Raw genomic sequence first — 21,675 nt, 5'->3', positions numbered from 1 at the left:
TTATCAAGACTCGCTTGATTCGTCTCGACAGAGACATCATCAACATCGCTTCATCTAGAAAAATGAGTGTCACACCTTTCTAGCTGACTCCCTGCACATCTTCTCATAGGGACAGTACTTACAATGTGGCCCCGGGGTGGCAGTGATTGATTGTTCAAGACCAGCCCCATCAAACACGTTCCGTCCCCTTGACGGTGTCCCGAACAAGGTGACTTCCGTTCGCGGGATGACATACCTCACCTGACCAAGATGAAAATTTTTCCCCTTCGGACTTGATGGATGTTCATCCCAATAGAGATGATGTTTAGCAGTCCACATCTTTTTTTTCGTTTCAGAGAGGTGAGGGAAGAGTGAACTGACACGACGATCCCAGCGTGCCTCCCTCTCCCTGTCCCCGCATCTGCCCAACAAGAGAAGATTTTGGAATACGAAACCCTCGTGGAACTCGCTCTCGAAAACGGGGCGTTCATCGAACAGATAACTGTAGGCCGCACGTTTCTTACAATATTCATACGTTCTTTTGACCGCTCCCACGAAGACTCGGTCATTGGATGTCAGGGTAATTTTCACAGGGGAAGCGACTTCTTGACCTTCCGTCTCGTCAGATTCATCCTTATCGTCTATGGAATCCGGAGGGGCCTCGGTGAGTCCCATCAGGTCAAGATAGAACGAGGGTGCGAGCGCCTTGTCCTTCTCAAACTCTTGGATGAACGAGAATTTCAGATGGACACCGTTGCACATAAGAAGATATAGAAGATAACATGCGATTTCGAACTCGAGGTCTTTTCGAACCTTCAGTTGTGATAGCGCGACATTCGTCTCAAAGAGATACTGTGTCCGCTCAGGTTTCAGCGGCCAAAGACTCATCGACTGCGTATATGGGAATGATTTCTGATCCATCACACAGAAGTGGATTTGGCGCTTCTGAGAGAACTGCAACCCGTCACTGTTGAGCATCGCTTTGACGAGATCCCCCTTCTGACCTTGTTCACGTCCGTTGACCTCAGATTCATACCCATCTTCTTCTGGTCTTCCAGCCAAGAAGAACTCGAGTCCCCTCACAAGGTCACGTCGGTCCACTGCCTCCAAAGGACTATCCTGTAGCTCTTTTAGAGAATCCCTCACTTCCTCCGCGATTCTTTTATCCGCCGCATTTTGAAGACCGGGCATGATTTCACCAGTGATATGATCATCCAGTACCTCAACGTAGTCTTTGATGTTCGCACGCTCATCTTTGAACAATTTTTGATAGAGTTCTCGGATGACCTGTAAACCTTTCTTGATCGCCTCGATTTCCTCGATGCTCACATTCAGATGGCTTATCATCTCGTGGGGACGTGCGTATAGTCTATGGTCCAAATCACCATCAAACTCACTATGTTTTGCCCGTAATCTTTGTTCTATATCCTCTTTGATTGAAATCAACTCGTCCAACTTTCGAGTCCATCCATCAAACTCTTTTTCTCGTTCGAGTAGCCTCGATACCCTGATTAACGGTCTCAAGTAACATGTCGCCTGGACACCATCGATGAGGAGGAATCCTGATTGGAAGATACGCTGGATCCGTTCGATGGAGAGGTTCTCGGAACTTATATACGAATCAGACCTTGTGTCATATCGACCATTGTTCAGCCTGTGGATATCAAGCAAGAAACGTCCGAACGGGTAACGGGACAACTGCTGCCTCCCCATCTCGTCCAGGTCAGACATGTATCCCCGTATCTTATGGGCTTTCGGTGAAACCAGATGATGTGTATCTCTTCTCGCGTACTCCTTGAATTGATAGAGGTTCTTGAAACGATAGACCTCACCCTTGCTCTCCTCTCCCTCCTCGAACCTTCCGTTCAATGCCTCGAGATAGCGCTTGGCGTGCATGTTGACCGGATACGGGATATCCAACGCCTTCTCACTTGGTGTGTTCGAGAAATCAAGGAATCGCTCGATGGGTTCGAAGCCACGCTTGAAGCCGTCGACGTGATTCACTACGTGGATTACCTCGACCTCTCGGCTTAGCATGTCAAAGATTTTTTTCTGTATCGGTAGGAGGAAGTAAAATCCATGGAGAACGATTTTTTTCTGTTGCGCGAATCTTCGTTCCACGAGACCCCTTAAGTCTGAATCACCGCCGAGTCCCACCCCTGACCCACCATGGAGGATATGGGGATGCGTCTTGCCCCTCTCCGTCAAAGCCTCTTCGAGCAGGTCTGTGAAACATCCGATGATGTCCTCATCGAACCTCGTCATCCAATCATCAAACTTTTTGAACGCACCGGATGTCTCCATCGCACCATAGAGCCTTACGAAGGTCTTCTCCTCCATCGAAACCTGGTCTCTGGGAAAGGAAAGATTGTCCGATTCGACACCAGCTTCCCTTAGCGTCCTCATGGTCGACAAGAGCTGGCCTTGATTCTTGTCGACGGCGCTGTGGATATCAAGATGTTCGACATGCCCCTGTTCAACATGCAGACGCAATGCCTCAGAGAGGAGAACGAACTGATGAAGCTCCGTGCCAGGGCGATACCAACCTCCCCCCATCACCCTTGACAGATCCGCAAAAGAAATCACAGGGTTATGAAACCAGCGGAACAATTCATTGCTACTCTCTTCCATGCCATCCCTCAAGGAATTCGTTGCCGTGATGTGGATGGCATCTCGATAAGGACCGAACCGAGATGCCGGATGCATCAGCTGTTCAGGCGTCTCATAGGTCATGACTTTATAGCCCATCTTCGCGTCCTCCCATCCGTAAAAGGTCTCCCCAGGTACGTGGGGGGTCATTTTCCTTCGCCTTGTCGTATTCATAGACAAATATTCTGGATATCGCTCTCGTCATGGCCACATAGAGCAGTCTGCATTCCTCTTTGATTTGTTCCTCGTCCTCCTCTTTCTTGAGCAAAAAATAGTTCTCCGTCATAAAGTCTATTTTTGCAGCCTGGTCGACGAATCGCCAACTATACTCGATGTCACCCGTCTCGTCGGCAAAGACGATGATATCACTCCCGTCACCGTGGCTCCCTTTCACCATGTTTTTCGAGGTGTAGGGAATCATGACCGTGTCGAACTGTAGTCCTTTCGAACGGTGTACCGTCAGCACCCTTACGATGTTCCCTTCGAAACTCCAGTCCTCGATATCAGCCTCGTCGTCCTCCCGATTGGTGGAGACTTGGATATCCAGCCAGTTGTAGAGTTTCAAGATGTCCAAGGGTTCGTCTGCGAACTTCTCGTGGGCCAGCAACAAGATTTTTTGTATGTTCAGCTCGTACTTCTTCACCTCGGCCTCTGGAACACCCGCACCACGTAAGTTTTCCAAGTGCCGGGAGTTCTCGAGGAAATGGTCGATGACGGGCAGGAGGGGGTGGTGCTTCATTTTCACCTGTGCCTCAGACCATATGTTGTCCAAATAGACAACATGTTCTTCTGCCACGATTCTCTCCTGCCCATCCTCCACCCCTACTCTTCTAACCCTGACCGGATCGGACGGAAACGAGAAGGCGGTCCCATCGAGCGAGAAAATCAACTTCTTGTCCTTAGGAAAAATCCAAGACCCCAACAGAATCAGTAGGTCTTTGGCGGCTTCTGAAAGGAAGAGCGTCCCATCCATCCTCACCTCATAATTCTTTATCCTGCCGTCTTGCCTCAACTTCTTCCCGATTTCTTCGGCCTGGGAGTTCTCGCGTACGAGTATCGCCAGCACCGAATTCTCAGGGAGCTCGTCATATCGCGACTTGATTTCATCCATGTCGACACTTCCATCTTTCAATGTGAAGAACGCATCCCCTCGATCCTCAACCATCTTCCGCGAAAACATCGCCCCATCGTCCCCCGGCAACAGTCCACAAGAGCGCCATGCGACAAAATGATTTTCCATCATCTCTACGAGCCGCTTCGATGAACGGAAGTTCTCGTCGAGTTGATATCTCGTCTGTGGTCGCGCCCCTTTGTTCGCCAGAGTGGATTGCAGGACAGTGAAGGCTGAAGAGTCCGCCCCACGGAATCTATAGATCCCTTGTTTGACATCCCCCACCACAATGAGTCGAATATCCGTCGAAGCGACAAGATTCGCGATGAACGATATTTGAGAGATGTCTGTGTCTTGGAACTCGTCGACAAGAAGATACTTGTATCGTTCTGACATCTCAAAGAGAGGTGCGTCGACTGCAACGAGTCGCTTTAGGTACCGGGTCAAATCAGAAACCCCGAGGATATCTGAAACCTTCTTGAGCTCGTCGAGCCTCTTATCGGAATCGATGACAGTGGCGACGAACGAACTGATGAGCTCATTTTTAGGTGAGTCCATCCTTTCAAGTTCCTCATGAATGAGACCTTTCTGTTCAAATTTGTCCCATAGCTTCTCGACAAACTCACGGACGCGATAATACCACAGTCCCGAGAAGACATCTTGGATATTGGTACCACGGAACTTCTCGTCTATCACCTCATCGATGAGCATCCTCCTCTCCATGGTCATTCCACTGATTCTCACGTTCGAGCCCAGACCGATATGCTGTCCATATTGGTTCAAGATATTTTTCGCGAATGAGGGAATCGTCAAGATGTCCATCCTGCGCAACTCGTTCAAGTATTTCAAGAACCTTGTGTCACCGGTCTGCCTTGTCAGTCGGACGAGTTCTTTGGCAAGTGCCGCCTCCATATTGTTGACCGCCTCGTTCGTGAAGGTGATCATGGCAACCTCTCCCAGGTGTTTGATTGCACCGGTATTTAGAAGAAACAAGATTCTCGCGATGAGTGTCGTCGTCTTCCCGCTCCCCGCACCCGCATTGATGGTGATGCTCTCGTCGATGTCCGCGTGTTCCACCACATATTGGTCGTAGTTGAACCGGTTCGCCAGATGACCGTGCTCCTTGAGATAGCTCGCATATCTTTGGTGGCCAACACCATCATTGATAGTGAACGGGGTGATGCCCGAGATGTTCACAGGGATGTGATAGACCTTGATTCCTCGTATCCTCATCGAGTCGATGACCGAGGGTGATACGTCTCCTCCGAAGACGATTGAGTGACGCGGTGCATTCGTTCTGTCGGTCTCTTTTATAGCGTGTTCTTCTTCATGAAGGGCGTACCGGTCCACCCCCTTCTCGGGGACGAGGTCCATTTCTATCCCTGCCTCATGCCCTTGCATGATTCCAAAGATTTCATAGGCGTCCTCCTCTTCGTATAGCGACAACGCTTTTCCTTCAGCATCCTTCCAGTTCTTCCTCGACTTCAAACGAAAGAGATGTATCGGGTAGGAGGTGAAGGATTCGATTCGTTTTAATGACAGTCTCTTGGTCCTTTCATATGCGGCGTCACCCGAGAATAGTTGAAGACCCATGGAGAAATCTCCGGACCCCAGCAAGATGTCACTTTTCATGAACACGTCATGGGTAAGGCTCATCTCGACCGAGTCGAAGATTCCCGTCTCCTGCAAAATGAAATAGAAGTGTATGTCTGTCAATAGCGCCTTGTAGGCGAGATTGGCCTGACTCTTTGCCGATTCACGGTTCGATCCGGGAAAGTAATCGCCGACGAACTTTTCCTCGAACTCCGTACAGCGAGGTAGACTCCGCTTCTCCAGAATCATCTCATATAGTACCGTGGTGAAAAGGGGCGCGCTACGATTCTTCGTCCCCTGCTGCACGTAGGGATGTCTGTATCGAACATAATCGGTCGTCAACATATGTTCTATCTCTGTGGAGCCCTCGATGTAATTCAAGACTTCTTTCATATCTATCATACCGAGCACCTCCCTATTATTTGATATCGTCAAATGATATATGGCTCATCGATACCTTTCGACATCGAGACTCGCCATCCTTCCAAAATAACGCACATAATATAGGAGGGTATGGTCACACCCATGCCCTCCTCCAATGTCACCGGTTCAGTCACGTCATTCCCCCGGTCCCCTTCGTCGAGAAGCTTGGTCCTCGACCCGGGACTCCTCAATCAATCTCTCCACATATAGTTCCTCCATGATTTCATGCAACACACCGAGTTGACTAAATCTCTTGTTCGAGACGATCTCAAAAAAAGAGACCAGATACCGCACGAAGACAAACAGAATCAATGTGCTGAAGACAAACAAGAACTTGAGGGTCGCTTGCAGCTCTGCAGTGGAGTTCAAGATAGAAATCGATGATGATATGAACACGGTCAGGTACACCGCGTCCAATGAATACCTATTCTCATGTGGGGCAACACGCTTTGCGACTAAATCTGCCAACTCCCTGATATGGATCGATCGATGGATGTGATAGTCGTGTTCGAGGACACCGCTCACAACACCCTTCATCCGCTTGAATCGCTCGACTCTCGCCTGTTTGAGTTTTCTATCAGACATGTCATTGTAGTATCTCATCATGTAAGATGTCATCACGATTGCGATGCACCACAGACTGAGAGCTATCATGCTCTCTACCATTCGAGGAACGATGGCAGGGAATGCCAGGACCGAGAGGTTCAATAGAATCGAGAGGACGAACATTCGCATCGAGGGTATCCTCTTAAAGATACCCCCTTCCTCTTTTTGCTCAAGCTCCAAACGTTTTAGATAGTAATCAATCAGTTTTTGAACCATCTCTCATCCTCCATCCTACTGTAGGTACCTCGACCCTGAACATCAGTATTCGACCATGGTGGTGATTTTTTTTGAATCAAGATAATGATTCATCTCACCTTCAACGAATGCTTCTACGTCCTGAAGGTCGCGAAGCATCGGACCGAACGCCAAGGAGCTTAGGATTTCAGGCCGTCGGATGATCCTGCTGTCCAATATTGCGACCACACCCATGTCTTCCTCTGATCGGATGAGCCGACCGGTTCCTTGCTTCAGTTTAATCATCATCTCATCTTCGACAGTCCCAGGTATCAAAGTGGTCTTATGTTGAATCACAGGGTCAGGTACCGGATATGGCAATCTAACGACAATGAGACAGGAGAGCGCATTCCCTTTGATATTAACGCCCTCCCAGAAGGATCCCGTCGCGAAGAGGACCTTGCCGCCCCCGTCCGTGAACTCTTTTTGGAGCGTTCGGACAGACTTTGTTCCGTCTTGTCTCATCAAAGTCCACGCCGCGTCTTGGCTCTTATCCTGTAGCAACAGGTCGACCTGGTCGAGTTGGCGTTTCGAGGTGAACAACACCAAAGTCTTGCCTTCGAACACATCGGCCAGCCGTTTGATTTCTGAGGCGATCGACTCGATTGACTCATCCGTTCTCACGTCGATTTCCTCCCTTGGCACATAAAGACGTGTATTGCTCTTATAGTCATATGGGGAGGGTTGTGGATCACTGTATTCGGTGCGCACCGGCAGACCTAGCGTCCTCCTTTGATACCCATAATATTTTTTCAAATCCGTCGTCTTGTCTCCCGTACCAAGCGTGGCAGATGTCAAAATCACCGAGTTCCCTCGTCCGAACAACAATTTCTGTATGAACTTATCGATGTTTTTCGGAGCGCTGCAGAGGAACAAGCCTCTCCGACTGAATTCTCGCTCATAGACCGCCCAGTACACTGACCGTTCCGTCAACAACGAATCCAAATATGTATGGAATGTCTCGGCGAGCGTGACCGTCTCCTCATACAGGTCCTCTCTCGAATCGTCATAATCGTGATAAGTCAGCGCCTCCAGGAGTGCACCTAGATTAATAAGAACCTTATTCATCATTTCCCGTGTACCGTGCACGACATCCGCGATATCGAGCCGGTTATCGAGCACATATTCTGCCTCCCTGCCGTACTTCGAGGAAAGGTAGGTATAGAATGTATCGAACAGGTCGAGCAGGTCTCGTTCGAGTGACACGATGTCAAATCGCTTCAACCGGACATCTTCGACAAGTCGTCTCAGCTTTTTGACGTCATGATGGCTCAATTTCGTATTCAGCGCGTCCCTCACGACGTCCTCGAACTTATGAGCCTCGTCTATGACGGTGGCGTGCCCTTCCTCGATGAGTCCTTTGCGACCGGAGAGCTTCTGCCTCAGGTCTTCGACGAGCAGGTTATGGTTCACGATGAGACAATCTACCGAGGACCCTCCTCGTCCCGCGAGGCGTTGTCTCATGGTGTAGAATTCACATGCATGTCTGAGCTCACATCGGTTGAACAGGCAGGACTCCACCTGTAGGCCCCTCTTCTCAGAAGGAGTCAATTCTTCCCCGCCCCAGGCCTCTTGCAACGCCCCGATACTTGAAAAGTCTTTCTTGAAACGACTCGAACCGGACTCATATCTCTTGAAGCAAGAATAGTTGGTGCGCCCCTTCCCTACCGTGTAGGTAAATGGCTTCGAAAGGATTTGACCTACCTTCTCTACGTCCGAGACGAGTTGCTCGGTCAGTTGTATAGAGGACGAAGAGACGATGAGGGGCTTCCCGGTCTGCCAACTTCGAATCAGTCCCGGCATGAGATAGGCGAAGGATTTACCGATCCCGACCCCCGCCTCCGCGATGAGCACCTGGTTCTCTTCCATCGCCTGGGCGATGTCCAACATAAGGTTCTCTTGTCCCTCGCGTGGGGTCAATCCATGTTCCGTCATCGAATCGATGCCATTGAATACTTGATTGATAAATTTGATAATAATCACTCCTTGAAACATATGTTCTCGTTTATTTTATCACTGTCCCCCACTCTTGATCAACCATTATCAGGAAGAAGATGTATATTCATCATGTATCCTACACTCTATAGACATTGATGAATAGCGATTCTTTAATACCCAGCTAAAAATATGACATCCTTAAGGATAGGAAACGACCTATAATGAATAAGAGAAACTTTCATCTTTGTATCGAGACTTCTTACAATATGCTGAGAAGGTGGATAAATGAATTTTATGGGAGGAGTCATTATGGACACAGTCAGTTTTAAAGATTTGCCTATATCAAACCTTGTTCCAAATCGAGTGTACCTTTCTGGTGACACAGGAAATTATACGAGAGACGAACCGATTCAGAGGATTTTCAAATTCGAGGGGTACAGGGGTATCGGTAACATGGGTGGGATTCGCCGTACCATGTTACATGCTAACAACGGGTCATCTGAGGAAGAGGCGTTCATTGTACTCGTGAACAGTGGCGCACAGCTGAATTGGCCAAACGTCTATGATACAGCTAGCGGTATTTTGACTTATCACGGGGACAATCAAAAACATGGCAGAGACCATCTCTCCACGAAACAGGCGGGAAACAAGGCGTTCATCAAATATTTCAGAAGGTCATACGAGGAATTTGGTGCACATATCGTGCCATTCTTTTACTTTGAGAAACTGCCTGACGGAAGCGTCAAGTACATCGGCTTGGCCGTACCTTACGTCGAAGGACTTGACGCTTCAGAGGCTTTGACACTAGAGAGGTTCAATGAAAATCGGACAGGGAAGGATTTTGAGAACCTGGTCGGACGATTCACCGTTTTGAGGACGACCGTCACCAGGGAGTGGTTGCTCGACTTGAAGCATGGGAAGATTGATTCTGAAAATGCACCTGTGGAGTGGCTCCGCTTCCTGGCCGAAAGAACATTTGATCCACATGTCGAACCACCTCAGGTGCAAAGCCTCAGCCGCAACAAGAAAAAGGTGAAGATGGAGAGCATCGGTTATCGCATGGCATCTTTCCGAAAAACACAGGGGAGATTCAGACGGGAACTCCTGAAAAGAAGCGACTGCTGTGATCTGTGTGGTATGGCGGTCGAGCCCCTCTTGGTCGCGAGTCATATCATCCCATGGTCGGTCGCCAACGAACACCAACGGCAAGACCCCGACAATGGGCTCCTTCTCTGCGTCACCCATGACGCATTGTTCGACAAAGGATTCATCACTTTCGAGGACGATGGGAGGATTCTGATTTCGGAGATGTTTCCTCGCCAGGAATGGCAGAGGTTGTCGATAGACGAGACGATGCACCTCTCACATATACCGAGAAACAAGGCATATATGCGCCTCCATCGGGCGAACACCTTCAAAACTTCTTCAAGATGAGCATTTCTATTCAACTCTCAAAAATTATTCAGGAGGATTCGTCCATGCCGTTCGCAGATGACATTCTATTCATGAAAAATCTTTATACGAAGATGCCGGTCCAAGTGGTCCATGGGAACATCCACCTCTTAGAGGAACATGTCCCGGGCCTACAATTGCGATATCCTGGAGCGTTACGCGGTGGCAAAATCGGGGATTATTGTCTCTATTTGAACGATTTTGCTCCCTCGCATACACACGTGGTCCGTGCGATTCATAAGTATTGCGAGATTTCGGGACACGACGGGGCCGAGTCGATGCTCTGCTTTCTAGAGGACTTGGCTACCAACGGCCTAGCGGGGACAGAAAACCTTCCGTCCCCGTTCGAACTCGCGGGAAACAGCTTGGATGACCACCAGACCAGGATGCTCCTCTACTGGTTGATTCTACAGGAGGACATCAATTATCCGAGTCCTCGACACATGGGTGTCCGGATGCCGTTCGTCCGATATACCGAGGCCGTCATCTCTTCGATCCACCCGAATCTGCTCGACATCGAGACCGTCGTCGAGAGGACCGCTGCCCGGGGCGGGAGACCTGCGCCCAGGTTCGCACATGCCTCCCTGTCCTCTCGTTTCCTACGAACGTTCGATGTCATCGAGAACATGAGGCGCTCTGTCGTCTGATGAAAAGAAGTCGCCGGCACCTGTGCGGCGACTTCTTCGAGTATTACAGCCATGTAATTGCCAAACCATCGTCAGAGACGTTCCTCGAAGGAGGCCAGCATTCCCCGCATCCGTACCATGAGACGGATGAACTCCTCCCTGTTCTTCTCGTCGAGCCTTCCGATATGGTCCATGTCGATTGTATCGAGCGTCTTCAGGGACGTGTTGAATGCATCGATTGGTCTCATCTTCGCCCGGGAGATGGCAGTCTCGTCAGCCCTACGGTCGATGAGGGAGGCGGCCTCATTCCTCAGATCCTTCATTTTCGAGTTGAGCTGCCTCATAGCCTCCAGGTCGATTTTCTCCTTTCCCTGAAAAGCGTCGGCGACATCATTAACGATGTCGTCGAACTCTTTGAGGAACACCTCTCGATTCGGTGCCTTCAAGATGTCGTTCCCGATGCGACGGATGTATCTGGTCAAGTCCTTGTTCTTGGAGATTGTCAACGCCGTGAAGAGCATGTCCGTCACTCGGATCCGTTCCTCCTCGTCCTTCTCGTTCTTCAGGATGCCGACCATTTCCTGGAAGGGCCCATCCAGTTCCAGATCCCTCGCGAGATAGAATTTCCCACCGGCGTTGATGAACTCCAGATACTCGACCATCAACTTGGCCTTCTCGACCATCTTCTTGACCTCCGGGAGCTTCTTGTTGGTGTTCAGCACATACTCCTGTTCCGTGAAGTATTCGTTGACGACGATGTCATTGTAGACGTCGACGAGGTTGTCGATAGGATTGTAGTCCACCGGACGCTCCTCGCCATGCTGCAGGTTGAGCTCGAGCCGCTTGATGTCGATATCGGAGAGCCCTTCTTTCGGGTCGAGGATGATTGCCTCGAAGAGCACATCCATCCCGTGGTCACGTCTCAGATGGCGGAGACAGGTGAATCGACGGTTCCCGTCCACGATGGTCCCATCGTTGAGCACCACACCCGGCACCCGCTGTCCGAAGTTCTTGATGTTGTCCTTCGTCTTCTCGAGCGCCACGCTCCCCAGGCCCGCTTTTCATCTCTCATTCCTCCTCCCTTGACCATCAGACGGTATCTCGTCCGATTTTGAATACATGTATTAGGTCCAGTACCCAAGTATTCATTTTTTTGTCTCCACTTTCCTATCTTTTTCCCTGATTTTTAGGGGACGTATCATCATTTTTACAAAAGAGGGATATCTCTTCGATGACTCATCTGTCCCGATACACCACCTCGTCTGTTTCTTTGAAATCGACAAAATGGAGGAGGTCCGCGCCTTCGGCGGACCTCCTCCATCTAAATCGATCGGCTATCGGTTCAATCGAACAGGGCGACGATGTCGTCATAGTTCACGTTCGGGTCAGGTCGGAGCTCGCCGTTCTCAATCGCCTCGAGCATACGCTGCTCCTTCTCCTTGAGTCGGATGTAGATTTTCTCATCGACCATGTTCTGTCTATCGGGCTGGCCCTCCATCATCATGTAATGATAACGGGTGTATTGTCCCTCTGGGAGTCCCAGACGATGAATCCGGTCCCTCGACTGGAGCATATGGGTGAGATTGAACGAATACTCGAGATAGACCGCGTCGTGACAGACATGATGGAGCGACACTGACTCCGCCAGCGTGTGCGGGTTCGTGACGATGACATCGAACTCACGGTTCTGGAAGGCACGGATCAGTCGCTCGCGCTCCTCCTGTGGCGTGCTGCCATAGATGACCGCGGATCGAATCCCGTTCGACATGAGCTCCTCATGGACCCGGTCTATCGTATGCACGAACATGCACCAAACCACCGCGGTCTTGCCCTCCCTGTGGAGGGAGGTGACGGTATCGATGGCACGTCGGAACTTCCGTGTCTCTCGGACGGACCTGAGGAGACGAATCTCCTCCATATCTAAGGAAACATCGGGCTGCCCGTCCCCGTCTAAAAGGGGGATTCCTGTGGCATCTTCTCCGAACATCTCTGCCATGTCGATGTTCCGGAGGACGAGCTCCGGGCTCGATGCCGCTTGGATGAGGCGGATATAGAGGGCGAATGGATTTCCCCGGTACTTCCGGTAAAGGAGGTCGATGATGCGCTGTTCCGTGTCGTCAGCGACAATCTTGTAGAGGATATCGTCATCTGCATCTGGCACACCGAGCTCCCGCTTGTTTGTCCGCCAGAAGAACGGCACCAACTTCATGTTCACCTCTTGGACCTTCGACTCGTCCGGTTCCTTGAGCTCGTAAGGCTTGAAGTTGAAGAATGACTTGTATTCCTCACCGTACAGGATATTGAGGAAGTTATAGATGTCCTCATAAGTGTTGGGTATCGGTGTCCCGGTAAGGACGAACTTATAGGGGGCCAGGGGGGCCAACGCCTTCGCGGACTTCGCGCGTATGCTGTTCAGTCCCTTGATCTTATGGACCTCGTCAAAGACCAGCATGGTGGAGCGGTCGATCACCTCCGAGAGGACCCGCTCATATTTTCCGAGCGACTCGTAGTTGACTAGGATAAGGTCATAGAGGTGTGCGTCGGTCTTCAGGGCGAGCAACGGCTCGACCGATTCATGGATGTCGAGCACCCTAAGGTCTCTCTTGTTCCCGAAGTTCGCCTTGAACTCGTCCTTCCATGAGATGAACGTATTCTTAGGCCCGATGACGATGAGACGCTCGACCTTGTTCACCTCTCTCGAAGAGAGGTATGCATATGCGCCATAGATCATCGAGGTCTTTCCCGCACCTGGCACGGAGAAATTCGCCGCCTTCTGCATCTCGACCATATAGAAGGCCGAGCGCATCTGCCGCTCCCGGAGCTTTCGTTCGAGCTCCCTGTCCACAAGGCTCGAGAAGATTTCGTACTTTTGTTGAACCTTCTCGTGTGACGACTTGAGGAGACGCGCATACTCTGCCCTCTCCTCGATCATGAATTCCTGGTCGCCCAGATATTGCTGGAGACGTTCGGTGACGACGACCTCGAAACCACGCCTTGCGCCGAGGTGCTCCAGACGGCTAATCACCTTCTTGATTTCCATATACGTCAAGTCTGCGCGGAAAGAAGGATATCCTCCCTCGCAGAACGGCACGAGCGTCCTCGTCAGTGTACGCTCGTTCGTACGTAACTTGCCGGGCGCCACCCGGTCATGGACGACGAGCCTTCCCTGATCCAACGTCAGGACCAGGGCGTCGTCCAACAGCATCTCTTTGTCCAATATAATCTTCCCCTTGTCTCTTCTCAGGATATGACTCAGCACGAGCTCCTCGAATTCCCTGACACGTACACCATGTTTGCCCGAACTGTCGGACCAGAGGCTCTCGAACTCCTCGATGGCCCTGTCGATCTTTTGACGGTCGAAGTCCGAGCACAGCCAGGTCCCGGTGACGTCGAATGACTCGTAATTGTGCTCGATGGCGGCGCGTGTCTCGTTATTGGACCCGGTGAAATATAGGATGTTCCCCTCCGCATCCTTGACGAGCCCGAATTTGGAGTGGAACAATCCGGAACGGATGAAACCAATGCGGACGTCCACGACTCCTATTGCGATGAGATGGGCCAGGTTCGAGAAGTCTGCCTCCTCCTGGAGGGAGAGCCTCTCGTCGAGTCGTTCCAAAAGGTCCTGCTCGATTTCACGTCTCAGACGATATCCCTCGGTCATCTGAAGGAAGTCCTCCTCCGCTATCTCCTCGGAGATGATGAGACGCATCCTCCCACCGTTCCGGACCAGCCCCTGAATCCCTCTCGCGTAGTGTGCGAACGCCTTCCCGCTGAAGTACCCGCTCACACGGTCATAGGAGACGGCGTTCGTCAGGACCGGCTCATAGAAGGTGTTCGCGATGCTCGTCTGGTTCGTATAGTATGAGGGTTTCAGGTCGAGGAGGCGAAAGTCAGATTCGGCCCTCATAGGGAATCCAGTCTCTCCCGCAACAGGTTCACCAATCGGTCGAACTCGCCCTTCGTGTGCGCATCCATTCTGGACACCTGCTCCGTGTCGATGTTCTCGAGCGCCTTGAGCGAGGTGTTCAAAGCATCGACGGGTTTCATCTTGGCCCGTGTGATGGCCGTTTCCTCGGCACGACGGCTCACGATATAAGATGCCTCGGAGCGTACCTGTTCAAGGTCCTTGTTCACCTCTCGGATCGTCGAGAGGTCGACGTTCTCCCTCTCCTGGAAGGCGTCGTGCACTTCGTCCACGATGTCCTCGAACTCCTCCAGAAATTCCTCACGGTTCTTGCTGCGGAGGATGTCCTTCCCGATTTTACGGATGTAACGGGTGAGGTCTCTGTCCTTCGAGGTGCTCAATGCCGTGAAGAGCGCGTCCTGGACCCGGATGCGGTCCTCTTCGTCCTTCTCTTTACGCAGGATTCCCGTCATCTCCTGTAGCGGACCGTCGAGCTCCAGCTCACGTGCGACATAGAACTTGCCTTCCGCATTGATGAACTTGAGGTACTCGACCATGAGGTCTGCCTTCTCGAGCATCTTCTTGACATCAGGTTCTTTTTTATCGATGTTCGCTGCGTATTCCTTGATTGTGAAGTAACGGTTGATACGAATGTCATTATAGACGTCGACCAGGTTGTCGATGGCATTATAATCGACCGGTCGCTCCTCCCCATGCTGGATGCGCAGTTCGAGTCGTTTGATGTCGGCGTCCGTCAGTCCCTCCTCGGGGTCGAGGATGACAGCATAGAAGAAAAGGTCTCCCCCGTCCTCACGCTTGAGTTGTCGAAGACAGGTGAAGCGTCGGTTCCCGTCGATGACGGTCCCGTTGTTCAGCACGACACCCGGTTGCATCTGCCCCAATTTCTTGATGTTCGTCTTCGTCTTCTCGAGGGCGTTCCGGTTCGAGTCGACGATCATCTTCTCGACCTTCTCGTTGTACTCGTCTTTTGACAGCTCGTCCACGACGACCCCTTCGGACTCAAGTTTGTTCATCCAGCTGATGATACGTCCGTTTCTTTTGTTATATAGGAGAAGGTCGAGCGGGATTTTGTACACGTCGAAGCTCTTGACCTCACCCTTCAGGGCGAGCTTCCGCTTCTGCTCGGTCTTCATGATGTCATGACCGATGCGCCCTCTCAAATTGATGGTCTCTATTGATTGTTCTGTTCTCAAGTTCATTACCTCGTTTCTAAAGATTATGTGATGTTTTCAGTCTCGATAAAGATCATCGAGGAATATCGACTTGTCTCGGTACACTTTCTCGGTCTCCGGTGAGAAGAACCCTCCCCGGTCCCTGATGGAGTCGATTATCTTCCCGCTGTTGAACGTCATACCGTATCGTTCCTCGAGCCCTCTTTCGAACACGTGGACGTCTGTGCCCTCGCTTTCATGGAGGTGTGCAAGATAGAAATGTCCAAGCATCCTCTTTTCTCTGGAGAAATAGAAGATGTCCCCACCACCTGACGGGATGAAGTTCACGTCCGGATGAAGGCGGATCAGCCTCTCGTAGAAGACATTCTCCATCCCCAGGTCGACCAACTCTGAATCGAGGACTTCTTGAAGCATGGGGAATGTGAAATACTCCGTGTCGAGATGTCTTGCAGTCTCGACAATGCCCTCGATTTCAGCCCGGATCATGGATTTTGAGAACCCGCCCTTCTCCAGTCGCCCGATGTTCATGTAGTGGTCGTCGTCTGCCCTGAAGATCTCTAATTCTGTCTCTAGGTCCTTCAGTACCTTGAAGTAGCTCTGCGTCTTGGCAGCCGGGATGTCCTGTATTCGATACAGGTCTTTGGATTTGATGACGCACCGGAAATATGCCTCCCCACTCCCATACTCCGACTTGACGATGAATCCACCGCTGATTGTGTAGCCCACCTGTGACAGGATCCATTTGTTCAAGAACTTGTCGTAAAGGTCTGGGACGTCCTTATAGAGATCAAGCAGTTGGTCGAACGTGTAGATGGCTTCGACAAGGATTCCCCTCAACCACTCTGTCTCCTCGTCCGTGATGACCGGGAAGCTTGCTATCAATACGTTATCAGGCGATAAATGTTCTAACATGGTGGTCTGGACCAGACTACGCATGGAAGGGATATGAAGTCCAAATCTACGGGACAGAATGTCTAGAAATTCCTCGAGCGGTATCGGGGCATGCTCACGGATTAGATGACGCACCCACGTGAGTTTATCGCTAACACCTATGGCGAGTTCTGGCATCCTTCCCATCGTGACATGAGGATGTGAGATTCTGGTTTTGATGATGTTATGAAGCTCTGAAGGATCTTGGCAGTTCAACTCTTCCATAAGTTCAGGGTCGAGTTGAAAGATGTAGCGCGCATTGTATACACCAGGTTCTAGTTGCAGCAAGCGTAGAAGACGTTCGACCCTCTCACCTGTGAAGACCTTAGGGTCATGGAATCTCAGCCCGTGGCCATACGAGTTGATAACAAACTCTGACCTTTCACCTATACCCTTTAACGTCAGCTCATCAGTCAGGAGTGGAGGGGCCAATTCGACAGGGATATGTTCTGCTATAAACCGTTCGTATTGCCTTTTGACCTCCTCGATGTGAAAAGGGGCCATCGACGCATGAATACGGAGAACATGCTCAAAAATGTTCTTCTTATTGATTGGTACTAGCTCGCCATCATATAAGAACAACGAGAAGTGTCGTTCGAACCTCTTCTGCTGCTCCAGTGTCAACTTGTCGTGAATTCCCGAAATATGTCTTTCCCCGCGTTTCAGTTTGGCTGATAGCAATCTATATACTCCACGATGCATGTCGAAGATTTCGACGAAAGCATCTTCGGAAAGGCTGAATTGGGTAAAGAGTTTAAGATGGGCATTGGTCTCATCGATGTGAGTGAGTGGAACGAGTCCCACTGCCGTGTTCAATCGAGTCGATATGCGTTGTCTGGAAATCCCGCGTTGTTCCGATATCTCATTCACACTCTTGAGACCCTGGAATCTCATACGCATAAATTCTTTCTCAGGCAATCCGTCCCAAACCAAAAATTCTTCGAACGTCCTCCTTATCTTTTTTACAACATGCTCGTCATGTGCAAGCAACCCCTTTTGTTCTGACGCCTGAAGGACCAATCGGACATACCGCTCATCTCTCCCGAATTTTTCTCTAAGTTCCTCCACCGTGAACGTGTCATCCAATTCGTCATACCACTTCTGCAAGAACTTCCTTTCAAGGAGCGTGAACTGTCTTTTGCCGATAGGGGCATGCCTGCCAACGGGCGGATTCACTGGTGTCTGGTAAGACTCAGGCAGAACTGATTCCGATGAACATGAACCCATCGCTTCTTCAAACGCCAGGTAGGAAGTCATCAATTTTTCGTATGTATTCAGCCGATTCCTTCCCCCTGTTCTCTCTTTGAACGTCTCGTAGTCGACTCTTTTAAATGAGTGATAGTCGAAGCCTTTGACTTTCAAAAGTCTCGGTAGCGACTCATTCACGCCCATCCCCATAAAGATAAGATGATAGAAGGTCCTTTCGGCACTCATCCGTATAAATTGCTCGGGCCCGTATATGCCCAAAAGGGCGGTGAGCGTTTTGTAAACCGGCTCCCTGAACCGTTCTATGGTAGCAGCTTCACCTGAAATGAAATCTTGAACAGTCAAATGTTGGCGAGTCAATTGGATGACAGAATTGAACGACAAGGAATATCCCTCTCGTTCTGCGACATCAATCATTCCAAGAAAACTATGTTGCAGGTCTTCTAGACGAATATCCTGATATCTTCCCCCTCCAAATCCCGGCTTCCTTTCATCCATCTTCTTATCCCCCGATTCTCATATTAGTTCACTGACGTCCAATCGAAGACAAGTATTCCTGTAGGGCTCGACGAATGATTTCATCCTCGGATACAGCTTCCTCTCGGGCCTTCTGCCGAAGGTTTTGATAGAGCAAGGCATCGTCATCGTTGAATGTAATCCGGATGTTCCGCTTAGGGGTGCTGGAGGTCTCGATAACTCGCCCTTCTTTCCGTTCTAGCAGCATCTTTTTCACCTCACGTAATTCCTCACGCGTCATCTCATATACGCTCTTCTCCCCATTTTTCGTAGGGTAGGTTTTTCCGTCCAAGAGCGCAGGTCTCGGGTCCTCCGGCCAAGACAAGAGTTCGGCGAGCTTCGTCGCGCTGAAGTCCTGTTCAATCGTCTTTTCTAGGATGTTCGGCCCGAACGTGTTCCAGAATGACACGAAACGGCTCACCTGCGGGTGTGACATCCCGATACGATTCAAGAAGTCCTTCCATGTCCCTTGCACCCTCTGAAAATCCTGCTTCGTCTCAGGGTCCCTGAACAGGGCGTTCGCATGTGCGAGTATTCGACATTTCTCGACAAAACTTGTCGCTTGGATGGCATCGATGTGATTGTAATACTGCACGATCCCCTCCATGTCCTCTGGGAGTTTCTTTGTGATGATCCGTGACAATCCCGTCGCCGGAAGTGCTTGATAGGGATTTGACACGGTCGTGGTCGCTGAGAACTCCTTCACGGCCTCGACCTGTTCGGTTCGCGTGTCGGCCGGTTGTTGGTTCTGCTTGACCGGAAGGCTGGCGCTGAACGTCGAAATTTTCGGGGCATGTTTCTTTCGGTTGCGTGTCATAACGAGAGTACCTCCTGGGCAAGTTGTAGATAGGCATCGGTCGCAGGGCTCTTATGGTCGATGACGGGGCGAGACTCGCGCTGTAGCGTCTGGACCTTTACCGCATAGGGAATCGTCGTCAAGACCGGGATGCCGACTTCTTTTCCGAGTTCTTCGAGTTCTTCCACTGTCGTGACGTCTCCTTTCGAGCGAGCGCTAACCATCGTCGGTATGAATGCCGCGATATGGATGTCTTCCCGGAAGCGTTTCATCTCTTCCAGCTCCTCTGGCGCCGAGTAGACCGCGTCCATCGAGAACTTTTGCATCTGGACAGGCATGACGATACGGTCCTGAGCGACGAGTGCGCAGCGTGCGTATGGGTTAAGGGCCGATGTCGATCCGGGGCAATCAATCAAGCAGATGTCGAACAGTTCGTCGATCTTGGCGAGCTCTTCACTGAGACGATACTCATATCCGATTTGACTCGTCAGGTCACTTGGTGAGGCCGAGCGTCTCGTCGGGACAAGATAAATCGTCCCGGTCTCATACTCGCACGTCACGATGACCTGTTCTATTGGTGTATAGAAAGGGTCATTCTCCTCGAGAAGACAATCGAGGAGCACCTTGCCCTCATAGTCGTTCGTCAGGCCGAGCCCGTTCGTCGAAGAAGCTTGATCGTCCGCGTCTATGACCAGGACACGTAATCCGTCACGGGCATACGCGTGGGCCAGGTTGATGGTCGTCGTCGACTTACCGACCCCGCCCTTTCTATTGTACAGTGCGATTTTCTTCATGATTCGTCTCCTCGTTTCTCGTCTGTGACTTGGATGATATTGTCGCTCACTGTCTGTTGGATGATTTCTGCCAGTAATTCGCTCACGCTTCGATTCTGTGCATGCGCATATTGTTGGAACTGATCTGACAGGTCGGTCGGGATCCGAGCGGAAAGAATGGACGATGGTTTCTTCGCTTTTTGGAACGGACTGACTTTGACCTGAGGCGTCTGGTCACGATTTTTACGTGCCTCTCGGATTTGTTTGACCGTCAACTCGTCGATGTTACGCGACTCCCCATCGATATAAAGTCCTTGCTCGATGACCTCCTCCACGTTGTCGAGATACATCAGTTCGAACAGTTTGGAGGCAGGTACGCTCGAAAGTGTGCCTTCCAGTGGGTGTAGCGTCTCGTAGGCTTTGACATATCGTGAGGCGAGAGAGCTGGACATCGACACGGCTTCGAGGAATCCGAGCCATTCCTTCTTGTCATGCATCTCAGAGCGTGCGATGACGAGTCGCTTCCCTATCTCGAACACTGAAATCGTTTGTACTTTTGAAAGCTCATTGATCTCGTTCACGAGGTCCTCGACCTCTTTGGATACCGGAAGTTTTTGAACGAGGGCACTGATATTTGTCAAACCACTCTGATATGGATGCTGCTCGCTCGGTTTGATTTTATGGATGTTTCGATTCCGTGCCTTCATGACGTCTCACCCGCCTTTTCGACGATTTGTTTGGCCAATCGACGGAACGGGTCAGCGAGCACCTTGGATTCTTTTGAGCGGTACTGGATGACGCTCTTCCCGCTATCGGCCGCCTTTTCGATGAACGTCGACCGTTTGATGGTCGGGAGGATCTCTAGCGTCTCTTGTCTCGCAATGTCCTCCATCGCTTCGTAATATTCTCTGTCAGCCTTCAAAGAGGCGTCCATGGCGACAGGAAGGATGCCTGTGATGACGAGGTCCGGATTATAAAATTTCTTCACTTTTTGCACCGTACGTACGGTACTCGCAAGTTGGTCGAAGACGAGCTTCTTCGGCATGAACGGGATGATGGTCATGTCTGACGTCGACAGGACGACTTTCGAGAGTTCGTTGATTGATGGGACCGAATCCAAGATAATCCAATCGAACTCGTCTTCTAACGGGCTTATCATGTCCTTCAATAGAAAGAGCTTGTCTTGTTCCGATATCAGGTTAATCAATCGTGCATTACGTTCGTTCGAAGGGAGAAGACTGACGTTATGCGTCTCATCGTCAAAAAGGACTTCTTTGATGTCGAGGTTGCGTGTATGTACATCAAACATCGTCATGTACTTGATTGTGTCAGATTCTTTCAACATCAGTTTGCTGAGGGAACCTTGTGGGTCCAAGTCGATAATCAGTACCCGTTTTCCCAGCTCACCCAATGCGTAGGCCATGTTCAAGGAACAGGTGGTCTTTCCCGACCCACCCTTTGATATGTAGAACGTGAGTATGTTCATCTTCTCTCCCCTTTCTCTCTCATATCATGTCATAATCTTTTTTTCAATACAATGAAAAAACCGAATGCCCTATATAAAATCATAAAATATATGTATACAAACGTGTTTCAACAAAGTATACAATAAGGTTCATATATATATATCTGTATACATTTCGACGTCGAAATGTGTCCGATTAGACGATTGTCATGTGGAGCTCCACAAATGTATCGCTGCAAACGGAGCTCATATCAAGGAGAGACATACAAGTTATATCTATA

At 50.4% G+C, this 21,675-nt stretch carries 14 protein-coding genes; 2 read left to right on the top strand and 12 right to left on the bottom strand.

Annotation, left to right across the window (positions count from 1 at the left end; all coding sequences use genetic code 11):
• Positions 1-69: 69 nt before the first annotated feature.
• From KNP83_RS13440 to KNP83_RS13425, 4 genes are all read right to left on the bottom strand, one after another.
• Positions 70-2,727 (bottom strand): hypothetical protein, encoded by a 2,658-nt coding sequence (locus KNP83_RS13440; protein ID WP_214762924.1) that lies wholly within the window; start codon positions 2,725-2,727, stop codon positions 70-72.
• Positions 2,717-5,734 (bottom strand): UvrD-helicase domain-containing protein, encoded by a 3,018-nt coding sequence (locus KNP83_RS13435; protein WP_214762923.1) that lies wholly within the window; start codon positions 5,732-5,734, stop codon positions 2,717-2,719. Before KNP83_RS13435 ends, KNP83_RS13440 begins: the two co-directional genes overlap by 11 nt.
• Positions 5,735-5,890: 156 nt before the next feature.
• Positions 5,891-6,577: a hypothetical protein gene (locus KNP83_RS13430; protein ID WP_214762922.1), complete on the bottom strand. Its 687-nt coding sequence runs from the start codon at positions 6,575-6,577 to the stop codon at positions 5,891-5,893.
• 42 nt (positions 6,578-6,619) lie between these two features.
• Complete coding sequence (locus KNP83_RS13425; protein ID WP_214762921.1) at positions 6,620-8,482, bottom strand: ATP-dependent DNA helicase; 1,863 nt, start codon at positions 8,480-8,482, stop codon at positions 6,620-6,622.
• A 360-nt stretch (positions 8,483-8,842) separates the two neighbouring features.
• Here KNP83_RS13425 and KNP83_RS13420 point away from each other — a divergent pair, with 360 nt between their 5' ends.
• Together KNP83_RS13420 and KNP83_RS13415 are read left to right on the top strand one after the other, a co-directional pair.
• On the top strand, positions 8,843-9,967 hold the full coding sequence (locus tag KNP83_RS13420) for an HNH endonuclease (RefSeq protein WP_214762920.1): 1,125 nt from the start codon (positions 8,843-8,845) through the stop codon (positions 9,965-9,967).
• Between the two features lie 44 nt (positions 9,968-10,011).
• Positions 10,012-10,632 carry a hypothetical protein gene (locus KNP83_RS13415; protein ID WP_214762919.1) on the top strand — a complete coding sequence of 207 codons (621 nt, stop codon included), beginning with the start codon at positions 10,012-10,014 and terminating at the stop codon, positions 10,630-10,632.
• Between the two features lie 71 nt (positions 10,633-10,703).
• Here KNP83_RS13415 and KNP83_RS13410 read toward each other — a convergent pair whose 3' ends face one another.
• The 8 genes from KNP83_RS13410 to KNP83_RS13375 form a co-directional block, all read right to left on the bottom strand.
• Positions 10,704-11,654, bottom strand: a complete 951-nt coding sequence (locus tag KNP83_RS13410) for a hypothetical protein (RefSeq protein ID WP_214762918.1) — start codon at positions 11,652-11,654, stop codon at positions 10,704-10,706.
• Positions 11,655-11,953: 299 nt separating this feature from the next.
• Positions 11,954-14,518 (bottom strand): SNF2-related protein, encoded by a 2,565-nt coding sequence (locus tag KNP83_RS13405; protein ID WP_214762917.1) that lies wholly within the window; start codon positions 14,516-14,518, stop codon positions 11,954-11,956.
• On the bottom strand, positions 14,515-15,729 hold the full coding sequence (locus KNP83_RS13400) for a hypothetical protein (RefSeq protein WP_214762916.1): 1,215 nt from the start codon (positions 15,727-15,729) through the stop codon (positions 14,515-14,517). The genes KNP83_RS13405 and KNP83_RS13400 overlap by 4 nt, the downstream gene beginning before the upstream one ends.
• A gap of 36 nt (positions 15,730-15,765) precedes the next feature.
• Positions 15,766-18,342: a hypothetical protein gene (locus tag KNP83_RS13395; RefSeq protein WP_214762915.1), complete on the bottom strand. Its 2,577-nt coding sequence runs from the start codon at positions 18,340-18,342 to the stop codon at positions 15,766-15,768.
• Positions 18,343-18,370: 28 nt separating this feature from the next.
• Complete coding sequence (locus tag KNP83_RS13390) at positions 18,371-19,177, bottom strand: hypothetical protein (RefSeq protein ID WP_214762914.1); 807 nt, start codon at positions 19,175-19,177, stop codon at positions 18,371-18,373.
• Positions 19,174-19,950 (bottom strand): ParA family protein, encoded by a 777-nt coding sequence (locus KNP83_RS13385; RefSeq protein WP_214762913.1) that lies wholly within the window; start codon positions 19,948-19,950, stop codon positions 19,174-19,176. The genes KNP83_RS13390 and KNP83_RS13385 overlap by 4 nt, the downstream gene beginning before the upstream one ends.
• On the bottom strand, positions 19,947-20,636 hold the full coding sequence (locus tag KNP83_RS13380; protein ID WP_214762912.1) for a DUF3102 domain-containing protein: 690 nt from the start codon (positions 20,634-20,636) through the stop codon (positions 19,947-19,949). Before KNP83_RS13380 ends, KNP83_RS13385 begins: the two co-directional genes overlap by 4 nt.
• A complete protein-coding gene (locus KNP83_RS13375) occupies positions 20,633-21,415 on the bottom strand; it encodes a ParA family protein (protein WP_214762911.1) in 783 nt (260 codons plus the stop codon). Before KNP83_RS13375 ends, KNP83_RS13380 begins: the two co-directional genes overlap by 4 nt.
• Positions 21,416-21,675 lie beyond the last annotated feature (260 nt).

The sequence above is a fragment of the Exiguobacterium sp. s146 genome (assembly GCF_018618415.1).
GTDB lineage: Bacteria > Bacillota > Bacilli > Exiguobacteriales > Exiguobacteriaceae > Exiguobacterium.
The sequence above is the reverse complement of the archived record's forward strand: the minus strand, read 5'-3'. Positions and strand labels throughout refer to the sequence as shown.

Bases quoted from the DNA above. Each gene is read 5' to 3' on its own strand.
- KNP83_RS13440 (WP_214762924.1), bottom strand. From the start codon at position 2,727: ATGGGCTATAAAGTCATGACCTATGAGACGCCTGAACAGCTGATGCAT.
- KNP83_RS13435 (WP_214762923.1), bottom strand. From the start codon at position 5,734: ATGATAGATATGAAAGAAGTCTTGAATTACATCGAGGGCTCCACAGAG.
- KNP83_RS13430 (WP_214762922.1), bottom strand. From the start codon at position 6,577: ATGGTTCAAAAACTGATTGATTACTATCTAAAACGTTTGGAGCTTGAG.
- KNP83_RS13420 (WP_214762920.1), top strand. From the start codon at position 8,843: ATGGACACAGTCAGTTTTAAAGATTTGCCTATATCAAACCTTGTTCCA.
- KNP83_RS13415 (WP_214762919.1), top strand. From the start codon at position 10,012: ATGCCGTTCGCAGATGACATTCTATTCATGAAAAATCTTTATACGAAG.
- KNP83_RS13405 (WP_214762917.1), bottom strand. From the start codon at position 14,518: ATGAGGGCCGAATCTGACTTTCGCCTCCTCGACCTGAAACCCTCATAC.
- KNP83_RS13395 (WP_214762915.1), bottom strand. From the start codon at position 18,342: ATGGATGAAAGGAAGCCGGGATTTGGAGGGGGAAGATATCAGGATATT.
- KNP83_RS13390 (WP_214762914.1), bottom strand. From the start codon at position 19,177: ATGACACGCAACCGAAAGAAACATGCCCCGAAAATTTCGACGTTCAGC.
- KNP83_RS13385 (WP_214762913.1), bottom strand. From the start codon at position 19,950: ATGAAGAAAATCGCACTGTACAATAGAAAGGGCGGGGTCGGTAAGTCG.
- KNP83_RS13380 (WP_214762912.1), bottom strand. From the start codon at position 20,636: ATGAAGGCACGGAATCGAAACATCCATAAAATCAAACCGAGCGAGCAG.
- KNP83_RS13375 (WP_214762911.1), bottom strand. From the start codon at position 21,415: ATGAACATACTCACGTTCTACATATCAAAGGGTGGGTCGGGAAAGACC.